Origin of the sequence: Sphingomonas sp. SKA58 (assembly GCF_000153545.1) — a bacterium.
In the GTDB taxonomy this organism is placed as follows: Bacteria; Pseudomonadota; Alphaproteobacteria; order Sphingomonadales; family Sphingomonadaceae; genus Sphingobium; species Sphingobium soli.
On the sequence record NZ_CH959306.1, the window covers coordinates 69,237 to 89,211 of the forward strand.

At 60.8% G+C, this 19,975-nt stretch carries 16 protein-coding genes and 3 pseudogenes; 9 read left to right on the top strand and 10 right to left on the bottom strand.

All coding sequences use genetic code 11. The features are described 5' to 3' along the window. Positions 1 to 45: 45 nt before the first annotated feature. On the top strand, positions 46 to 492 hold the full coding sequence (gene nusB / locus SKA58_RS00750) for a transcription antitermination factor NusB (RefSeq protein WP_009820418.1): 447 nt from the start codon (positions 46 to 48) through the stop codon (positions 490 to 492). A gap of 173 nt (positions 493 to 665) precedes the next feature. On the opposite strand, the gene SKA58_RS19735 is transcribed toward nusB, so the two are convergent. Next, the gene (locus tag SKA58_RS19735) at positions 666 to 953 is read right to left on the bottom strand and encodes a hypothetical protein (RefSeq protein WP_156784119.1); all 288 of its coding nucleotides are present in this window, start codon (positions 951 to 953) and stop codon (positions 666 to 668) included. Between the two features lie 43 nt (positions 954 to 996). Between SKA58_RS19735 and SKA58_RS00755 the strand changes: the two genes are divergently transcribed. From SKA58_RS00755 to SKA58_RS19270, 3 genes and pseudogenes are all read left to right on the top strand, one after another. Further along, positions 997 to 1,290, top strand: coding sequence for a hypothetical protein (locus SKA58_RS00755; protein ID WP_009820419.1), 294 nt, complete (start codon positions 997 to 999; stop codon positions 1,288 to 1,290). Positions 1,291 to 1,442: 152 nt separating this feature from the next. Next, positions 1,443 to 1,663: pseudogene (locus SKA58_RS20170) on the top strand (transposase). Further along, positions 1,609 to 2,169: an IS5 family transposase gene (locus SKA58_RS19270; RefSeq protein WP_232209341.1), complete on the top strand. Its 561-nt coding sequence runs from the start codon at positions 1,609 to 1,611 to the stop codon at positions 2,167 to 2,169. Before SKA58_RS20170 ends, SKA58_RS19270 begins: the two are co-directional and overlap by 55 nt. Before the next feature lie 108 nt (positions 2,170 to 2,277). Here the strand turns inward: SKA58_RS19270 and SKA58_RS20175 are convergent. The 4 genes and pseudogenes from SKA58_RS20175 to SKA58_RS00775 form a co-directional block, all read right to left on the bottom strand. Beyond that, positions 2,278 to 2,343 (bottom strand): annotated as a pseudogene (locus SKA58_RS20175) (hypothetical protein); the annotation flags it as partial. Then, positions 2,343 to 2,537, bottom strand: a complete 195-nt coding sequence (locus SKA58_RS19745) for a hypothetical protein (RefSeq protein ID WP_009820421.1) — start codon at positions 2,535 to 2,537, stop codon at positions 2,343 to 2,345. The pseudogene SKA58_RS20175 and the gene SKA58_RS19745, both read right to left, overlap by 1 nt. A gap of 180 nt (positions 2,538 to 2,717) precedes the next feature. After that, positions 2,718 to 4,013, bottom strand: a complete 1,296-nt coding sequence (locus tag SKA58_RS00770) for an MFS transporter (RefSeq protein WP_232209342.1) — start codon at positions 4,011 to 4,013, stop codon at positions 2,718 to 2,720. A gap of 108 nt (positions 4,014 to 4,121) precedes the next feature. Next, on the bottom strand, positions 4,122 to 5,315 hold the full coding sequence (locus tag SKA58_RS00775) for a helix-turn-helix domain-containing protein (RefSeq protein WP_037541962.1): 1,194 nt from the start codon (positions 5,313 to 5,315) through the stop codon (positions 4,122 to 4,124). A 288-nt stretch (positions 5,316 to 5,603) separates the two neighbouring features. Here SKA58_RS00775 and SKA58_RS00780 point away from each other — a divergent pair, with 288 nt between their 5' ends. Continuing rightward, positions 5,604 to 8,048, top strand: coding sequence for a TonB-dependent receptor (locus tag SKA58_RS00780; RefSeq protein WP_009820424.1), 2,445 nt, complete (start codon positions 5,604 to 5,606; stop codon positions 8,046 to 8,048). Positions 8,049 to 8,062: 14 nt separating this feature from the next. Further along, positions 8,063 to 9,127, top strand: coding sequence for a tyrosine-protein phosphatase (locus SKA58_RS00785; RefSeq protein WP_009820425.1), 1,065 nt, complete (start codon positions 8,063 to 8,065; stop codon positions 9,125 to 9,127). Positions 9,128 to 9,622: 495 nt separating this feature from the next. On the opposite strand, the gene SKA58_RS00795 is transcribed toward SKA58_RS00785, so the two are convergent. The 4 genes and pseudogenes from SKA58_RS00795 to SKA58_RS19280 form a co-directional block, all read right to left on the bottom strand. Next, on the bottom strand, positions 9,623 to 11,263 hold the full coding sequence (locus tag SKA58_RS00795) for an FMN-binding glutamate synthase family protein (protein ID WP_009820426.1): 1,641 nt from the start codon (positions 11,261 to 11,263) through the stop codon (positions 9,623 to 9,625). Then, entirely contained in the window at positions 11,260 to 12,969 is a 1,710-nt protein-coding gene (locus SKA58_RS00800) for a thiamine pyrophosphate-dependent enzyme (RefSeq protein WP_037542384.1), read from the bottom strand. The genes SKA58_RS00795 and SKA58_RS00800 overlap by 4 nt, the downstream gene beginning before the upstream one ends. Before the next feature lie 729 nt (positions 12,970 to 13,698). Then, a complete protein-coding gene (locus SKA58_RS00805; RefSeq protein ID WP_037542386.1) occupies positions 13,699 to 14,898 on the bottom strand; it encodes an IS256 family transposase in 1,200 nt (399 codons plus the stop codon). A gap of 214 nt (positions 14,899 to 15,112) precedes the next feature. After that, positions 15,113 to 15,890 (bottom strand): annotated as a pseudogene (locus SKA58_RS19280) (IS3 family transposase). A 240-nt stretch (positions 15,891 to 16,130) separates the two neighbouring features. Here SKA58_RS19280 and SKA58_RS00820 point away from each other — a divergent pair. Genes SKA58_RS00820 through SKA58_RS00825 form a run of 3 tightly spaced genes read left to right on the top strand, consistent with a single transcriptional unit; the run spans position 16,131 to position 17,305 of the window. Continuing rightward, positions 16,131 to 16,889, top strand: coding sequence for a hypothetical protein (locus tag SKA58_RS00820; protein ID WP_009820432.1), 759 nt, complete (start codon positions 16,131 to 16,133; stop codon positions 16,887 to 16,889). Positions 16,890 to 16,898: 9 nt separating this feature from the next. Further along, positions 16,899 to 17,063, top strand: a complete 165-nt coding sequence (locus SKA58_RS19750; RefSeq protein ID WP_156784120.1) for a hypothetical protein — start codon at positions 16,899 to 16,901, stop codon at positions 17,061 to 17,063. Next, the gene (locus SKA58_RS00825) at positions 17,063 to 17,305 is read left to right on the top strand and encodes a hypothetical protein (protein WP_156784121.1); all 243 of its coding nucleotides are present in this window, start codon (positions 17,063 to 17,065) and stop codon (positions 17,303 to 17,305) included. Before SKA58_RS19750 ends, SKA58_RS00825 begins: the two co-directional genes overlap by 1 nt. A 586-nt stretch (positions 17,306 to 17,891) precedes the next feature. Here SKA58_RS00825 and SKA58_RS00830 read toward each other — a convergent pair. Beyond that, the gene (locus SKA58_RS00830; protein WP_198005915.1) at positions 17,892 to 19,895 is read right to left on the bottom strand and encodes an Atxe2 family lasso peptide isopeptidase; all 2,004 of its coding nucleotides are present in this window, start codon (positions 19,893 to 19,895) and stop codon (positions 17,892 to 17,894) included. Between the last annotated feature and the right edge of the window lie 80 nt (positions 19,896 to 19,975).

Below are 19,975 nucleotides of genomic sequence, written 5' to 3' on the forward strand. Positions count from 1 at the left end.
AACAGGGTTTTCGACAGGCTCGAACCGAACGGATTATCTAGGCGTATGAACGATCGCTCCAAATCCCGCTCCGCCGCGCGCCTCGCCGCGGTCCAGGCGCTCTATCAGCTGGAGATGGAGGGCACGCCGCTCGCCAGCCTGCTGCACGAATTTCACCAGCATCGGCTGGGCGCGACCATTGAGGACGTGACCTATGCGCAGGCGGAGGAAAGCTTCTTCGACGATATCGTGACCGGTGTGGACAAGCGCCGGGCGGAGATAGACGCGCTGGTCGCCGCGCGCCTGTCGAGCGGATGGTCGATGGACCGGCTGGACAAGCCGATGCGCCAGATTTTGCGCGCGGGCACTTATGAGCTGCTGGCGCGCAAGGATGTCGGCACCGGCACGGTCATCAGCGAATATGTCGATGTCGCCCACGCCTTTTACGACAAGCGCGAGGCCGGCTTCGTCAACGGCCTGCTCGATGGCGTGGCCAAGGATGTGCGCGGCTGATCCGGCGCGTCTGATCTGAGGATCGGGCTGCGCCAGGAGGAGCAGCAGCGGAATATCAATTGCTCGCCCACGCGCCTTCGTCAGGAGCGGTGCCGGTGTAGCACCTGCGTTATCCATATCCCACGGGCAGTTTCGAGACGCCGGACATGGCCGCTGGCCCAAGTTGTTCCTCGCTAGAGCGCCGGATCTCGGCTTCGCTCGAACGCAACATTTTTGGTACAATATGCGAGATAAGCGAGCGCCAGCGATGCACGCTCGTTCATCTGAACGCGGCCGGCTCCTAAACTATCAGAACCCAGACATCCGGCGTGGGCGATCCTGCCGACAGCTCCAGCAAAAATGCCGAAGATTGGCTGGGCGCGAGAGGATTGGCCATGGAATGATAAGCCGGTCATATCCTTGAGAGGATGGCGGCTGGCGTGGACAAATTGATGCCGCGAGAACGTGCCCGGTTGCCGCATGGCCCGCTTCCTCAATCAGTGAATCTTGAACGGGCGAAGCAGCATGCAGGACAAACTTCTCAGTAAAACGGTAGCGATGGCGCTGGGTGAATTGGAGCGCGATGTAGACTTGGTGATCACCTTTCCGAGCATTGAGCCGGTGGCGGATCGGATAGTGGAAGCCGTGCTTGCCATTGTTCCGAACACGGCCCTGTCGCATTTGGAGCTTCTGGGCGTCAGGGATTTGGTGCTTCACGCCATCTCTGACAAACGCTTCTGCGACTGGGAAATGCCGACCTTGACCGGTTTTACGGCGGTCGAATTTGAAGGTATCGCGGAGAAGCTACCCCGAGATTAAGGGGGGGCAGAGGAGTTTGGTTAGGTCATTTCCTCGCTAACAGGACGTGAGGCTTGATCCGACCTGAGAGGGTTGATTCAAGGCTGCTTTTGGAGGCAGGCTTGAGCAGAGGCGATCTCACTGAAGCAGAATGGCGGGTTCTGAAGGATTTGTTGCCGATCGAGCCAGAGAACCGTGGTCCAGGCAGGCTACCCGAGCAGAACCGCTCAATCATTAACGGCATACTCTGGCGGCTTCGGTGCGGCGCTCCTTGGCGCCCAAATATGGCAGTTGGAACACCATCTATCGACGGTTCCGGCGGTGGAGCGAAGCCGGGGTATGGGAGGCCGTTGCCGTGACGTTGGCCGAAATCATGGCGGACACCGGTCACTAGAGCATCGACAGCACCACAGTCCGCGCCCACGTCTCGGCAGCGGGCGGAAAAGGGGGACTCATCGACGCGCTCTTGGCCGCTCGCGGGGCGGGTTCACCAGTAAGCTTCACTGCTTGGCTGATGCCCTCGGACGACCAGTTGCCTTCCAACTAACAGGTGGCGAGGCAGCGGACTGCAAGGCGTATGATGCTTTGATCAATCTGCCCGAGCGCACGCCCGACGCTTTGTTGGCGGATAAGGGGTATGACGCTGATGCCATCCGTGCGGATCTTGCCGAGCAGACGATTGCTGCCGTCATCCCTTGCCGGTCAAACCGCCGCGTCAAGATCGAGCATGATCGAACGCTCTACAACCAGCGCAACCGCATCGAGCGCATGTTGGGCCATCTCAAAATCAACCGCGCCATCGCCACCCGCTATAACCAGCTTGCCAACAGCTTCCTCGGCATGGTCCATCTCGCCACCGCCAGATACTGCCTCAAATTTGCCCACACCCTTGATGCCTAGCGCGTTCACCTGCTCGTCGCGTTCCGGCAGCACGATGATATCAACGTCAGGGATGTCGGCCTGCACCGCCAGGACATATTCGGCGAGATTGTCGTTCACCGCCCGGCCATTATGTTTGTCGATTTCCATCACCTCGTGCAACGCCGAGGCGATACCCCAAATCATGCCACCCATCAGCTGGCTGCGGCGGGTCTGCTGGTTGATGATCCGGCCTGCGGCGGGTCAGGCATCGGCTGCGTCGCGATGCTGCCTCCGGTCATCAGTGCGCCGTGGTGGAGGTCCGCCATCTCGGTCGCCCCATGCGGCGGGTTGAACTCGGTATATTTCTCGATAACGGTGGCGCCAGCTGCCTCGAGCGATTTCGGCAAGGCACCGCCAAAGCGCGCCTAGATCCATTTGCATGCAAGATGGATGGCAGAACCTGCCGAGGCCGTCGTCCACGCGCCCCCGCGCAAATCGATGGCGGAAGGTCGGAGGCGCCTAATTCAACCGTGACATCCGCCGCCACGATTCCGAGCGCGTCCGCGATCGTCGAAATGCAGGTTTGGTCAAGCGTCGGCTTGTAAAGCGCCCGCATGCGGGACCATCTGCCGTCCTCCGTTCAGCAAGGGAAGCGCGATCAGCGCCGCCAGCATCGCCGGCGCGGCGAAAGCCATGCGCAGAATGAGGTCGCCGCCGCCGGGCCATATTGCCCGCCCGGCCAGGTCGATCAGCCACAGGCCGCCCGCGCCGCCCAGCCCCATTGCGATTTTCAGGGTGATGCTGCTCACGCCATAATAGCTGGCGGAAAAGCGGCTGGCGCCCCTATCACCCTCATCGGCAACGTCGGCGATCATCGCGCGCAACAGCATATAGTCTACGCCCCAGCCCAGCGCCCGCAGCACAAGAAAAGCACCGAACAGGACCGGCTGCCCGGCAGGAACGAGGAACAGCAGCGGCGCGGCCAGAGCCTGCGTCGTATAAGCGATCATCAATACCCGCTTGCGCCCGATCCGGACGCTCAACCGGCTCCACAAAGGCAGGGTGAGCAACGCCATGACCGGCTGGATCATGAGCAATGTCGCGCTCCACCCCTTCAGCCCCAGCCCATCCTCCGCCAGAAACAGAAAGATGGAGGCGGCCGCCGCATCGGCCGCGCCGGTCACGATATACAGCAGCAGTATCCGGCGCATATCGCCATTGGTCAGCATCGCCCGGATCAGCATCATCGGTCCGCCCGCCTGTCCCGCCCCGTCAGGTGCAGGCCGTTCGGGGAAACGCAGGATCACGACCAGTACCGTCAATGGCGCAAGGACCGCAATCGCCCAGCCCAACAGCGCCATTTCAAGCCGCAACGGGACTGCAAAGCCGCGTTCCAGCAGGGCAAGGAATGCCAGCAGGCCAAGTGATCCGACCACCGCGAACCAGACCTTCGCCCCCATGATCCGGGTCCGCTGATGCCGATCGTCGGATAGTTCGAGTCCCCAGCCGCCATGCGGCGTGATGATGAAGCTGTAGCCGATGTGCAGCAACAGGCTGGCCGCTACAATCATCGTCATGGAAGCGTCAGTCGGCGCCAGAAACAGCAGCAACGCACCGAAGGGCACCAAGGTGGCGCCAAAGACCATCCAGGGCCTGCGTCGGCCAAAGGGGGTGCGGACCGTATCGCTGATCCATCCCAGCAGCGGATCGGCCATGGCGTCGAGCAATCTCGCGCCCAGCAGCAATGCCCCGACAGCGCCCAGCGCAATGCCCACATCCTGATTGAGAAAGCGGGGAAGATAAGCACGCCAGGTCAGTTCGATCGCCTGGAACAGCAGCACCGGCAAAGTGAAGACCGCCAGTTCCAGGCGTCCTATACGCACGCCCGGTGCAAAGGATGTGGACTTCGCCTGCAAGGAAAGGCCGATCGACATGGCGGGCCGTTACGCCGCGCGCGTGACAGGCTTATGACCGCCCACGGCGCGAATATTTCAGCGTATCGCTATCATCCGGACGATATCTGCCCTGATCTTCGCGCGCGCATGATCGGCTTCGCTGTCGGCATGAAGGCGCGTCACCGCCGCCAGGAAACCCGACAATATGGCCGCTTCCAAATGACCCGGTTCAGGATGGTCGGGGCGAAGCAGGCTGAGCAGAGAGCGCGATGTAGCGCCGCGCAGATAGCGGAGTTGCAGGCCGAACGGGCGTAGCGCAGCATCGCGTGCGACTGCCAGATGCAGTGCATCAACACCCCGTCCGCCTCGCGATACAGTGAGAAAATCGGCAATGCCGTCCAGCGCCGCCGCCGCATCGGCTGCCGCAGCCGATGCGCGCGCGCGCACGCGCGAGGCAGCCTCGACATAAATGCCCTCATATCCGGCCTGTAGCAGCTCCGATTTGGTTCGTAGTTTGTGAGACACGACGCCCAGCGTCAGTTCCGCCCGTTCAGCTACGGCGCGATGGGTCACCCCCGATGGCCCGGCTTCCTCGACCAGCGCGGCCGCGGCCTCCGCAATCCGCGCGGTCGTGGGGTCATGGTCCGGAGGTTCGGGGGCCTGCGCCATTGCCAGATTGCGCGCAAAATCGCGCCAGGGCGACGCGGGCATCGCCTCCCCCATCAGCCATGCGCCGATACCCTGTGCCAATTCGTCGAGCCCCGCGCGATCTACCGCCCGGCGCCACTTAAGCATATGCAGGAACGCCTCGTTCTCGAACAGATGGTCGACCATGTCTACGCCATGGCTCAGACCGAACCGATCGCAGGCCTGCTCCCAAAAATCCCTCCACAGCGTGCGCCAGCCAGCCCGCACCTGCGCCCCAGCCGGGCTTTTTGTGCGAAGCAGCTGACCTTCGCGCCAGGCAAAGGCCACGCCGCGCTGATCATGCACCCAATCGTCGACCAGCCCTGCAAAAAAACCAGGAAAAGCCCGCGAATCGGTCGAGAGGCCGTCCATCTGTGCCAGACGATCCTGTCCCCATAGCCGTGCATCACGCTGCGCCCGTTCCTGCGCCAATACCGACAACTGTTCCAGAGATCCAAAATGATGGTATATGGAAGACGCGGGCACATCCGCGTTAGCGGACAGCTGCCGCGCGGAAACGGCATCAGCCCCGCCCGTTTCCCATATATCAATAACAGCATCTATTAGCCTGATATCAGACGATTTAGCTGTCGTTTCAATCATCGGGAACCGGCTCTGATCTGAAGGATATGGCTGCCCCTCATAGCAAGCCTATCGCAAACGGGCGACCTGCAATCTGCGCCACACATATGTTGCGTCCGAGTGAACAAGCGTCACACAAGTTACGTACAACCGTTCTAGTCGGCCGGCGAACAACTTGGGGACTGCATCATGATCTTGCCTGGCACCTTGCTTTTGCGAACGACCGCCATCTGCGGTGTTCTAGCCTTAACTCAGCCTGTTTTTGCCGCCGAACAACCACCCGCCCCTGCGCCTGCCGCGGAAGACGACATGGGCGAAATCGTCGTCACCGGCGCCATCCTGTCCGCACAGCAGGAATCAATCGGGCTGAAGCGCGACGCGGTCAACCTGACCGACATTGCCGCATCCGACTCCGTCGGCCGCTTCCCTGACCAGAACGCCGCTGCCGCCCTGTCCCGTCTGCCAGCCGTCGCCGTTCAGCGCGATCAGGGCCAGGAAAGATATATTCAAGTCCGCGGCGCACCCAATCGCTGGACCAGTGTCAGTATCGATGGCATCCCGATGGTCGGTGTCGATGAAGGCGGCGACACCCGCGCCTTCCGCTTCGATGCCATTCCCGCTGTGCTGCTGTCGCAAATGGTCATCAACAAGTCGCTGACCAGCGATCTGCAGGCTGACGCGGTCGTTGCCACTATCGATCTGCGGACTTATTCCCCGATGGATCGCAAGGGGCTGCACGTTTCAGGCGATGCCGGCTATGGCATGATGGATCTGGGCGGCGGCGAACAGCGTCAGGGGTCGCTGCGCCTGTCCTGGTCCAACGACAATTTCGGCGTCGTGCTGGGCGGATCCCATTATCGCCGCAAACAGTTGACTGACAATCGCGAAGTCGGCGCCTACGACGCGAACGGTCCAACCGAATTCGACGTGCGCCAGTATAAAATCGAACGTTGGAACAACGGCCTGTTTGGTGGTGTGGAGTATAGTCCAGCGGATGGCCAGCGCATTTATGCCAAGGCGATCTTCAGTGAATTCAACGACAATGAACAGCGCAACCAGTATGAATTCCGACTGGATCGCGCAAAAGGCGGTATTCGCACGCAGGATAGCGGCGCGTTGACCGGTGTACCGCTGCGCGGCAGCTTCAATTTCGGTGAATATCGCAATCGCAACTATATCGGCACCGTGGGCGGCGACTATGAAACGGATGACGGTCTGACCGCATCTTTCAAGTTCAACTATACCTGTACAGAAAATACCAGTTACCTGCCGTTGGTGCAGGCGTCTACCAGCGGGGAGAATAATCTGTCGCTCAGCTATGACAATAGCGATCCTAATTTCCCGATCGTCAGTGTCGAGGGTCCTTTCAATCAGGCCAGCCTGTCGAGCAGCGGTGCCTACATGATCGCCGCGCGGCAGAGGACTGTGTCCGACAGCTATACGGCCAAGTTCGACATCGCCAAGGAAATGGGTGATATCACGGTATCGGCTGGCAGCCTCTATGCCGATCGCACGATTGACGGTACTCTCTTCTCGACCGCCAACCTCGCATATATTGGCGCGTTGGGCGCCAGCGTGGGTCAACCGTTTGACATCAACAGCTATGTTACGAACACGGCCTGGGACACCGGCTTTCCGCTTGGTGTAACGCTCAACTATGTCGACAATGTCGCCATGCGCCGCGACATCGACAGCCTGTTGGTCCGGATGGAAGCGGCAGGCCTTTATAATCCCGCGCTCGATACCCCTGCGAGTGACCGCTACGCCCAGCGCGAAAAGACGCTGGCCGGCTATATTATGGGTAAGGTCGAAAGCGGGGCGCTGACCGCCGTGGGTGGCGTGCGCATCGAACGCTACAGCATGAACAACAAGGGCACGGTCGTCGCCGAGGGTGTCGCCACGCCGCTAACCTATGACGACACGAAGACCGACTTTTTCCCCAGCCTGAATCTGAAATATGCCGCGACCGACAATCTGGTCCTGCGTCTGGCGGGTCAGCGCAGCATTTCGCGCCCGGCCTATGGCGCAATCCGTGTCGGCGCATCTATCAACGATACCAACAGTCCCGGCACGATCAGCGGCGGCAATCCCGCCCTTCGTCCGGAATATACCTGGGGCGCGGACGCCAGCATCGAATATTATCTGCCCGGCAACGGCATGATTTCGGTTGCTGGCTTCTACCGCTGGGTCGACAATGTGCTCTATCAGAACCAGGCGCCTGTCGGCACGGACTTCTATAATTTCGGTGGTATCGACCGGTCGGGCTATTTGCTCAGTGGCACCTATAATGGCGAAAGCGGCAAGCTTTACGGCGTAGAGTTCAACCTGCTCAAGCAGTTCGACTTCCTGCCCGGCGCGCTGGACGGCTTCGGCTTTCAGGGCAATGTAACCCTGCTGGACGGCAGCTTCGATACCCCGACAGAAAAGGGCATCGCTTTCCAAGGCATGTCGAAGACAATCGCCAACGCCTCGCTGTTCTACGAGAAATACGACATTTCGGCACGCGTCAGCTATCAATGGCGGTCGCACTGGCTCGACACTCTGGGCGGCATGGGCAGCGGCGAATATCGTCAGGGCTATGAGAATCTTGACGTGTCACTCCGTTACGAATTGACCGAAAATCTGACGCTCTTCGCCGACCTCGCCAACCTGACCAACGAAAAATATATCGCCTATCAGGGCACGCCTGCCACGCCGACCGAGGTCGAGCAGATCGGGTCGCGCTATCTGTTCGGCGTCCGCTTCGGCTTCTGACGGGAGATCCCACCATGCGCACAACCCTCATCATCAGCCTCGCCCTTATCGCGCTGTCTTCGGCCAGCCCGGCAATGGCAAAGGAAGTGGCCAGCCTGACCCGCATCGACGCGCAGAGCGTCACGTTGAACCGGGGCGACATCATCCCGGTCGGCATCTGGATCAGCAAGGACGACAAGATCGACGCGGACGACAAGAAGGTCGATGGCGCGCTCATGAAGGCAGCGGCGAAGGGCGACGCCGTCACGCTGCCCATTACCGCCGCCGAACGCCGCTATGTCCTGCTGAAAGACAAGGCTGGCAACGTCGCGGTCGCGGGCGAACGCGTCCTGCCGATCGAACAGGGCAGCAATTTCCGCGACATTGGCGGCTATGTGACGAAAGACGGCCGCAGCGTACGGTGGGGCAAAGTCTATCGCTCCGGCGCGATGCCACTGTTCACGGAGGCCGATTATGCCTTGGTTGGGCAACTCGGCATAGGATCGGTGGTCGATCTGCGATCGTTGGAAGAACGCGAAGTCGCGCCCGACCAGATCGACGATCGCACCGGCGCCCTGTTCATCGCCAACGACTATTCGCTCAAGCCCCTGATGGCAGCCTATGGCAAGGGTAATGGCGAAAACACCTACAAGGGCATGGAGCGGATGCTCGTTCCACAACTTCGTTCGCTCTATCGCCGGATCGAGGCGAATGAAGGCGCGGTATTGTATCATTGCTCGGCGGGGCAGGATCGCACAGGCATGGCGACAGCCATCCTCTACGATATGCTGGGCGTCGATCGCGAGACGATCCTCAAGGATTATCATATGTCGACCGCACTGCGGCGGCCGCAATATGAAATGCCCAAGGTCAATCCAGCAGATTATCCCAACAATCCGATCCTGAAATATTATTTCAGCGCGGACGAAAAAAAGCGCGCTGTCGCCGAACCGCTTTACACCCCCACCGGCGCATCGCATCTGGCCCAGTTTTTCACGCATATCGACAGTGAATATGGCGGGTCGGAAGGCTATATGAAAAAGGCGCTGGGCCTGACCGACGCTGACATCGCGAAGTTGCGGGCGATCATGCTCGACTAACGTGACAAGATAGCCTTTCCAAGAAGGATCGCCGGTCGGCCGTGACGCAGATATAGTCACGGCCGATCGTCTTTATTTGCCATGAACCAGGATGAACCTTCGGCTTCATCCGCGCATGGAACGAGATGCTCGACCAACGCATCAAGACCCTGTTGTAGCTGCACAATCAGTTCGAGAGTCGCATTGGTTGCGGTTGCTTCGCCTTTAGACTGCCGGCGATGAATGGTCCGATTATATGGAGGGACTCAAGAAGGCAGCTTCGACGCCCCTTTCAGGATCGCCTGGTCCAGCGCCAGATCCGCCACGAGTTTCCTCAGCAGTGCATTCTCTAGCTCCAAATCCTTCGTCCGACGTATCTGATCGACCTTCAGGCCAATAGATTCCTTATGCCACCTATGGCGTCTGTTCGGCGATCCTGATCTGCAGACACGCGTCGAGTACGCGAACGCAGCAGGTTCCCAAAGCGGGTTGCCCATTCACAAGCGAGCCGAGTGATCATGTAATGCGCCTTTTAAACGATTCCGGATCTGCCTGCGCCCACCAGCGCGCGAGGCGGGCATCGCGCGCCCCATCGAGCAGTTCGCCAGGCTCGACGAAGGAATAAAGCTCGTCCATTGAGCGCATCTCCACTGCGCTGATCCGCTGACGCAGGCTATCGGGCGTAAACTCGTCCGGCGAGTTGAGGCCGCAGGCGACTACCATGTCGTGCAGGGCTGACAAGGTGGATCGCTGGAACCGGGCCACGCGCTCGGCCTTTTCCGGGATGACCAGAGCTCTCTGGCGTGCGGGGGACTGGGTTGCAATGCCGGTCGGGCAGGTGTCGGTATGGCAGCGCATCGACTGGACGCAACCGAGCGAGAACATGAAGGCACGCGCGGCATTGCACCAGTCCGCGCCAAGGGCCGCATTCATGGCGATACCCGCGCCCGAACTGACCTTGCCCGACGCGGCCAGCCTAATCTTGCCTTTGAGATGACTGCCAACCAGCGCATTGCGCGCCAACATTAGCCCCTCGCGCAAGGGCATGCCGACGCGATCCGACAATTCCGTAGGCGCCGCCCCCGTGCCGCCTTCTGCGCCGTCGATCACGATATAGTCGATAAGGATGCCAGTTTCGATCATAGCCTTGACGACAGCGAACAGTTCATGGGGGTAGCCCACGCATAATTTGATACCAACCGGCTTTCCGCCGGACAGCTCGCGCATCCTGCCGGCAAATTCGACCAGCTGAATGGGGGTCGAAAAGGCGCTATGGCCGGGCGGAGACAGGCAATCCTCGCCCGTGGGCACGTCGCGGGTGGCGGCGATTTCCGGGGTGACCTTCGCCCCCGGGAGTAAGCCGCCATGACCGGGCTTAGCCCCCTGGCTCAGCTTGATTTCCGTCATCTTGACCGCGTCATGGGCGGCGCGTTCGGCGAAATGGCGAGGATCAAACCGGCCCTGTCGGTCGCGACAGCCGAAATAGCCCGACCCTATTTCCCAAACGATGTCGCCGCCATGTTTGAGATGATAGGGCGACAGCCCGCCTTCGCCAGTGTCGTGATAAAAGTTACCGATCTTTGCCCCCAGATTGAGCGCCTCGATCGCGTGGGCGCCAAGTGCGCCGAAGCTCATCGCCGAGATGTTGAGGCGTGCGGCCTGATAGGGGCGGCTGCACTGATCGGTGCCGACATGGACGCGGGTTTCCTTCGGCGCATCGGCTGACGGCGCAATCGAATGGGCGAGCCATTCATATTCGTCGGAATAGACGTCGAGCTCCGTGCCGAATGGATGGGCGTCTCCGTCCCCCTTGGCCCGGGCATAGACCAGCGCCCGTTCGTCATGGCTGTAGGGGCGACCGTCCAGGTCGCTTTCGACGATATAGGCCCGGGCAAAAGGACGCAGCCATTCAAAGAACCAGCGAAAGCGGGCGGACGCGGGATAGTTTCGGCGCAGGCTGTGATGGGGCTGGGTCAAATCAATCAGCGCCAAGACAAGCATCGGTGCGAAGAGAAGCAGCAACCAGAGCGCGCGGGAATGACGCCATCCGACCGCCAGCGCGCCCAGCGTGCCCAGCAGCCCGATCACCAGCAACAGGTTGCGGGACAGGGCATGGTCGCGGGTCAGCGCTACGACCAGACTGGGTTTGCCGCTCACGACAGAAGGTTCCGGACCATTCCGACCACGTCGCGGCCCCGTCCGTTCAGCACCGCCTTGGCCGAATAGAGCGCCATGCCCGCCACTTGGCCCGCCTCCACCTTGGGCGGCATGACCAGTTCGAAACGATCCGTCACGACATCGAGAAGCGCGGGGCCGGGCGCGGCGAGCCAGTCCTTGACGGCGTCTTCCAGATGTTCGGCCTGCTCGACGCGCCGCCCCCAGAACCCCATAGCCTCGGCCACGCGGGCGAAATCGGGATTGACGAGGTCGGTATAGGCTTCCAGCAACCCTTCGACCTTCTGTTCGATTTCGACGAAATCGAGCGCGCTGTTGTTGAATATCGCGACCTTGATCGGCAACTGTTCCTGAACCGCCGTCAGCAGATCGCCCAGCATCATGGCGATGCCGCCGTCGCCCGACAGGGATATCACCGTCCTGTCGGGAAATGCGGCCTTGGCACCCAGCGCCTGGGGCATGGCATTGGCCATAGTGCCATGGCTGAGGCTGATGACGGTGCGGTTCTTCCCCGTGGCGGCAACGTGGCGCAGGCACCATACCATCGGTGATCCTCCGTCCGCGGTGTAGATGCTGTCATCCGGGGCGTGCCTGGAAATCAGTTCGGTCAGATATTGGGGATGGATCGCGCCGCCCTTGCCGATGGTCGCATGTTTGGCCTCCACCTCCAGCGTGCGGACCCGGTGGGCCAGACATTCGTCCAGGAACGCGCGGTCGCTGCGTGGCGCGATCCGTGGCATCAGGGCGTCCAAGGTGGCCGCGACGTCGCCGACGACACCGATATCGACGGGATGACGCCGACCCAGATGGGTGCCGTCTATATCAACCTGAATGATGGTCGCCTTGTCCGGATAATATTGCCGCCAGGCAAAATCGCAACCCAGCAGCAGCAGCGTGTCGCACGTCATCAGCGCGTGATAGCCGGATTCGCCGCCGAATATGCCCGTCATCCCGACATTGAAGTCATTGTCATATTCGAGGAAATCCTTGGCGCGCGATGTATGGGCGACCGGGGCCTGGAGGGCGGAGGCAAGGGCGACAAGCTGGTCATGCCCGCCTTCGCAACCCGATCCGCCATAGATGGCGATCTTCTTCCCCTCGTTCAATCGGGCGGCGATACGGTCCAGATCGATATCGGTCGGGCGGATGACGGGCTCGGCCAGGTGGACCGCGAAGGGCGGTTCGTCGGGGGCCTTGGCGCTGGCTATGTCGGCCGGCACGATGAGTACGGCGACGCCCTTCTTCGCCAATGCGGCCTGCGCGGCCATGGCGGTCTTGCGTCGGGCCTGGGCGGGTGTCCTGATCTCCTCGCAGAAGACGCTGCATGCCCGGTAGATTTGCTGGAAATCAACCTCCTGCGGAAAATCGAAGCCGAGTTCGTCGCGGACGATCTGGCTGGCGATGAGGACGACGGGCGCGCGGTTGCGATGGGATTCGAACAGACCGTTGATGAAGTGAAGGCTGCCCGGTCCGCACGATCCGGCACACAGGGCGAGTTCGCCAGTCAACAGCGCGTCGGCGCCAGCAGCAAAGCCGCCGGCTTCCTCATGGCGCATATGCACCCAGCGGATATCGCTGTCGCGGATCGCATCGGTCACATGATTGAGGGTGTCGCCAGGAATGCCATAGCAACGCCGAGCACCTGCGGCCGCCAGCGTTTGCACGATTACCTGCGCTATTGTGCTCATCATCTGATCCCCGATTGCATCTCAAGATGCTGGGGAAAGCAGCGAATGGCGCGTATGTTCCGTTGCAAATACGTTATGTTCGACGCTTGGACGACGCTCAGCAGCGGATTTCGTATCCCGGCCGCGGGCCGTCCGGTTTTCGGCAGCGATCAACCAACATATCGGCGTTTCCCCGTCACGGCGCGAACGTCTGTCGATCGCCGCGGGGTAACCCGCTCGACAGCTTGGAACGGCCCGAGCGAAGATAGTTACGGCGGCAGTCCGCTGCGGTGCAGCCGCAATAGAGCAGAACCTGCCATTATTACTTGGTCGCCTGTTCGGAGCGCCCTGCTTTTCCACATCGAACGGGCGGTTTCGAGAGGCCGGACGCGGCAGCAAACGGAGTCTTTTCATAGCTAGAGCGCTGGATCGCGGCGTCATCGGACTCGACATTTTTTGATAGAGTTTGCAAGATGGCAAACGCTGGTTATGCGAGCGCGCGTGGTCATCTAAAAGCGACTGGCTCCCATCCATCAGGTGTCGGACAGTCGGGGCGGGCAATCCATCCGACAGCTTCACCAAAGAAACCGAAGGTCAGCCATGCGCGAGAGGGTTGGTCGTGGAATGATAGCTTTGCCTTATTCCGACGGGACGGCGGCCATTGCTCGTGGAAGTTATGAACAAAGGATTGGGATCGTGTCCCGGGGGATGGTGTAACAGCGGGTATCCTCGGTAGAGGATCGGACTGGATCAGGCTGCCACGCCGGGCAAACTGATGAGGGGATTGTCGCTGACGGTGGCGAGACTTTCAAGTGTCATATATCGGCGAGCCACGGCCCATTCGTCCTGCTGTTCGAGCATGAGGGCTCCGACGAGGCGTACAATGGCCGCGTCATTGGGAAAGATGCCGACAACGTCGGACCTTCGTTTAATCTCTCCGTTGAGACGTTCCAGGGGATTTGTGCTGGAAATCTGCGGCCAATGTTCTTTCGGGAAGGCTGTGTAAGCGAGGACGTCTTCGCGGGAGCCATCCATCATCTCAGCAAGTTTGGGAGCGCGATCACGCAGGGCATCGGCGACTGTTTGCCATTGCTTATGAGCCTCCTGAGCAGTTTCCTGCGCGAAAATTGTCTTGATCATGGCGGTGACGGCAGCACGCTGCTTAGTGGAAACATGGGCGAGCGCATTGCGCATCCAATGAATCCGACAGCGTTGCTGGGTTGCGTGGAAAACCTTGCTGGCAGCGGCGCGTAGGCCCTTGTGATCGTCTGCAATGACAAGCTTGACGCCCCGGAGCCCGCGATCGGCAAGAGAGCGCAAGAAGCCCTTCCAGAAGGTTTCGGCCTCGGTTGGCCCGGTGTCGACGCCCAGTATCTCGCGGCGGCCATCGTTGCTGACACCGACAGCTATTATCGTCGCGGTCGACACAATCCGGCCACCCTGGCGCGATTTGATGTAGGTCGCATCGAGCCACAGATAAGGGAATTCGCCCTCGATTGGCCTGTTGAGGAAAGCGTTAACCCGTTCGTCAATCTCTTGGATCAGTCGGCTGACGGCGCTCTTGGAGATGCCCGTAGCGCCCATGGCCTTCACGAGATTATCGACCGATCGCGTCGAAATGCCCTGGACATAGGCTTCCTGGATCACCGCCGTCAGCGCCTTCTCGGCAGTCCGACGGGGTTCAAGGAAGGATGGGAAATACGATCCCTTGCGTAGCCGCGGGATCTCCAGTTCGATGTGGCCGGCCCTGGTCTCCCAGGAACGCTCTCGATAGCCGTTGCGCTGGACCTGTCGCCCGGCAGGGTCGCGAGCGCCATGCGCGGCGCCAGTCAGCACCTGCACTTCAGCTTCCATCATTCGCTCAGCGGCAAATGCCAACATCTCGCGAACGAGATCCGCATCAGCGCCCTTTTCAACCAGCTCAATAAGGGCCATTCTGTCTGTGGTCATCGTCGTCTCCGATAGGTTCATTGGTTTCGCAACCCGAACTCTACCGAAGATTGGCGATGGCCGCCTAGACAGAAGCCATGCCACCGTTGGGGCATGAAGCTCCGGTCGCTACGCTCCCTCCGCTTCACGCCCCAACGGTGACGCTGTTACACCACTTAACGGGACACGGCCAAGGATTGGACTTGTAACGGTTTTGCGCCGGTCACTTATCTCATTATGCCACCTTGGCTTCGAAGGCGAGCGGGCTGATGCCGCCCAGATATGAATGGCGGCGACGGGAATTGTTGAAACCGTTGATATACTGGAAGATGGCTGCTTCCGCTTGCCGTCGCATTGGCCATCGCTGCCGCCAGATGAGTTCGGCCTTCAGAGATTTGAAGAACGTTTCGACAGAGGCGTTGTCGTAGCAATTACCCTTGCCGCTCATTGATGGACGCAGGCCGTAGGCCTGCAATTTCTTCTGATAGCCATAGGAGCAATATTGGCTGCCGCGATCGGAATGAAAAATGCAGCCATCGGGGGGCTGGCGAAGGCGCACCGCCATATCCAGCGCCCGGATCGCCAGATCCTTTTTCATCCTGTCGCTGACCGCCCAGCCCACGACCCGGCAACTGATCGGGCGCGAGCGACAGGAACGATAACCACGCTCACTGACAAGCATGACACGGCAGAGCAGTTCAACGGGCCAGCGATGCCGCCAGCTATGCACGAAAGCGAACTTCACGGCCTTTGGCTCGCGAAGAACTGAGTCGCCTTTTTACGATTTCCCTCTCCTCCCGGAGCACGCGGTTCTCAAGGCGAAGCCGTTCATTCTCTCGCGCCAGATCTGCCTGCGGCGCTGCCACCAGGTCCGACGGACGATAGTGCGAAACCCATTTGTTCAGGGTCGACTTGCCAACGCCCAAATCTGATGCAACCCGTTCGCGCGACAACCCCCTGGTCAGCGCAATCCGCACCGCCTCCTGCTTGAACTCCTCACCATGCTTGATCATCTCGTCGGTCTCCTTGAACGAGCCTTAAACTCTCAAGTGACCGGCACAAATCTGTTACAAGTCCAAACAGCCTGCTGATCAACCGTCCCCAGATCGAATTCAGTGCGCGCGATCGCTTCGACAGGTGGATGCATGAGGAGGTGCTGGAGCCGCTCAAACATACCGAGCCCAGGATCTACGGGTGGCTGATCGATCATCTGCGGCAGTTCATCATGATGTTTGCGGAAGATGTGATCGGCGATGACTGAGGACGACGTGCCGCTCACGCGCCGCGAATCGCTGTCGCTCTTCCCCGAGGCGATCCTGTGGGATGTTGTCGAGGACGATCAGTTCCGCGACGTGCTGGGCGTCAAGCTGGACGGCGTGATTGTCTTCGACGGCGACAAGGCGCGGTTCGGTCGCGCCACGTTCTTCGACGCGATCCGCGAAGTGTACCGCAGTGGTGATGCGTCCGCGACAGTGAAAGATGCCGACGGCGGCGAATGGTGGATCGAGCCCGGCGAAGACGGCGAGCGCAATATCCTGAGAGTTCGGAACGTCCAGGCGAGCTTTCAGCTTCATGGCTTTGTCGCACTGCATCAAGACGCGGAATCCCGCCTCAACGAATTCGACGCCGCGCTCGCTTTTGCCGGGCTCGGTCCCGACGCCTTGGCTGAATGGCGCGAACGATTTACAGGGCGGCCTCTCCGCAACGAGGAGCTTCGTCACCTCGACGCAGCGCTCGACCATACGCCGCTCGAGATCGGCCGAAAGATCGAACAGCAATTCTGCGGTCTGACCGGCAAGACTGAGACGTTGGTGCCCGCCGACCGCGACTATTACGAGAACCTCATCGGCAAGGGTGTAGCAGCTTCAGTCCCGCACCTCGCCGCAGAAGTCCTAGCGCCGCATATCAATCGGCAGCTTGCGCTCCATGACCCCGCCGCCACCCGTCTGACCTTGCTGCTTGCCAGCCACTCGTGGATTCTCGCTGCGAGCGACATCGCGACGCTCGCGTAGAGCGAGCTGGTGGTGCTGCTGGAATGGGCCGCCAGCTCCGGCGATCTGCTCTCACGCATCGGTGCGATCAAAGCAGGGTTGTCTGCTCTACTGCGAATTCCTTCGCTCGAGCCGACCATCCTAGCGCTTGTGACCTCGACCCGATGGATGTCGAAGGAAAACTGCATTTCCTGATGGGCATCCTGCTATATGTCGGGGGAGACATCAGCCGTACCGGTGTGTTGGCCGACCTGCCGCCATTCCAGCGACGCCTTGCGATCTTCGCGCAAGCGGCCCTGTTCAAGCGGCACGCATATGGTCATGCCGGCATCGAGCATTTCACGAAATGGGCGATTGAGCAGCGCGGACGGCGTTTCGAACCCCCCAGTGTCTTTGATGTAACCGACAAGGCTCTCCTGACGAACACCCAGCCATGACCCCGTTTCCGCATTTCCTTAGTGCCCAGCTTCCCCGAGGCTCGCCAAGCGGGCGCGGTTTGGCGAAGTCGAGGATCGCCGAGAACGCAACCACTGCGAGCAGGCCCGGGAGCAGCAGCAGCGAGGGAACCTGAAGTACCCCTTCGAGTGCGCTGACTCCCGGTACAGTTAGAGTCACATTCTGGGTGGCTATAAGTTCGCCGCTCCAACCCGCTGGTGTCGCTGCTGCTGTTGTAGGTTTTGTCGAGTCCGGCGAAGGCGGGCTGTGTAGCGGTACGGCAATGCCGACCACATGCTTGCCAGGCGACCAGGACGCATCATCGGCCATCTTGATAGTGATCGGCTGCACACCGACTTGCCTTGGCCCGATGAAGCGCGTTGAATATTACGGCGATAGCCGCACCGTGTTGATGATTGGGAGATAAGGTTAACGCCTCTAGGTGAAGGGCAAGTGGTGTCAGATGCTGTCGTTCAAAACTCAACCGGCGAACGACTGGCTTTGGTCGGGCGCAGTCATATGATTTCCCTCAGACACGGATGCTCATTCGATTTTCTGCCCTCGCTAGGTCGGACGGAGGTCAGCGAATTAGCGGACTGGAACCGGCTTAGGTGAGGGCTGCCCACCGGATCGCATGGCGCGCCATCGGCCATATTGCGCGATCTTTGTGGCATCCGGATTCTCCCCACCTTGCAGCCAGAAGGAAAACCAATCCAGATTGCGCTCATAGACGGCGCGCCGGTGGATCGGCTGCCATTTCACGTGGAATTCGTCGGGATAGACATACATCTCAACCGGCTTGTTCTGCTCGTGCAGGGCGCCGAAGGCTTCGAGCGCCAGCCGAAACTCATTGTCGGCGAGTTGCATGAGCAGCGGCGTATCGATCCGGGCAGCATTGCGGGCCAGCGACATGTCGCGCCAGAAGCCTGGATTGTCTTGGGTGGCGGGCGGATAGCCCATGCCGCGCAGCCACTCTGCCCAGGCGATGCCGCCATAGGTGGCTGTAGTGTTGGGTTCCATGCAACAGGTGCTGAGCGCTGCGGCTGCGAAGGCTTTCGAGTTGATCAAGGCGAAGGCAACGGTCGAAGCGCCGTCACTCAGGCCCGTGATGCCCACGCGCGCTGGATCGATGTCGCTACGATCAACTGCCATGCGCACGCCGGTGAGGATCGATGACAGCAGACTGCGGCGTTCACCCCAGTCCTTCTGGTTGGCGGCATTGATCTCATACCAGGTCTTGAGCTGGGGAAAGGCTGCGGCAAAGAAATTGGGCCGCTCGGTACTGAGCACGGCGATTCCGCGCTGGGCGAGAAGGAAGATCGGATAATCGTCGCCGGTGCCACCGCGCAGGAAGCCGTCGCTATGATATTGTACGACGACCATCGGCAGCTTCGTTCCTGCCTTGTGCCCTGGTGGCAGGACAAGGTCGCCCCATGCCTCAAGCCCCAGATCGTTACGCCATCTGAGCCGAGTGACGGAACCCATGCGAATGCCGGAAAATTCAGGATTGGGATCGAAAATGGTGCGCATCCGGCTGTTCGCAGTGTCGATGGCAACCACCTTGCGCGGCGTGCTGCTGTCTTCGCGGGTACAGATCAGTCCGGTACCAGCCATCACGCAGCCGTGCAGCACGTCGGTTGTGCGTAACAAGGCGGTCGGACGGGCAGCGCCGGGTCGCCAACGATAGAGCGCCATCGCCTCCTTGGCCCAGCCTTCCCGACGCAGAATGAGCACCGATGCGCCTTGCCACCACAGGGAGACGATTCCGCCCGCACAAGCCTCGGCATCGCAGTGCAAACTGCTGTCGCCGTTTGTGACGACGAGCCTCGCGGGCGTCAGCGGCGAACTGTCCGAACGTTCGAGATGCGCTTTGCGGCCGTCATCACTGATGGCTTGCGGATCCACCGGAATGTCGGCGGGTGCGGCGCGTTCGACTGCCGCTTGCTCCGCGGCATCTGCCTGCATGATCGCGCCGGTACGCAAATCGACGGCGCTGACGTCCAGCGCCTCGGTGGCCGGGGTGAGCGGCCGCGCGGAAATCTCGGGCGAGACGCGGCGGTCGTACAGCCACCCTGACTGACCTTCGCGATCGAGTTCCGCCTGCACGGCCGCCGCTCCCTTGCGCGTGCCATAGAGCAGCCGGGTCCCATCCTTGCTCCAGGCCACGGCTTCGACATCGACGTCAGAGCGCGTGACGGCGCGCGCGCCGCTTCCATCCGCCTGTGCCACCCACGCCTGCGTCACGCCACGGTCGCGCCGCAGATAGGCTAGCCTGCGCCCGTCGGGGGACCAGGACGGAACGATGGTGCGCGTGGCGCCGCTCGGCAGGTAAAAGCCGCGCTGCACGTCCATGATTTTGATGAGCTCGCCGCCTCGGTCGACGACGCTCGGCGGGCCGGCATCCTGTATCCTGCTCACCATCAATGCACGGTAATAGCTATTGGTCGCGAGGTCGGCGCGATTGATGATATAGGCGACGCGGGTCCCATCAGGTGAGACCGCGAACGGGCTCGGACCGTTGAAGACGGCGGAATCCGGGTCGCCAATCTCGCGCAGCTGGATGAGGTCCGTTGCCGTAAGGTCACGTTTCACGGTACTCGATGCTTCATGCGCGGGCAGCACGTCTTCGCAATTCGCCCACGCCGTGGCGGGAAACAGCAGGCACAAGACCA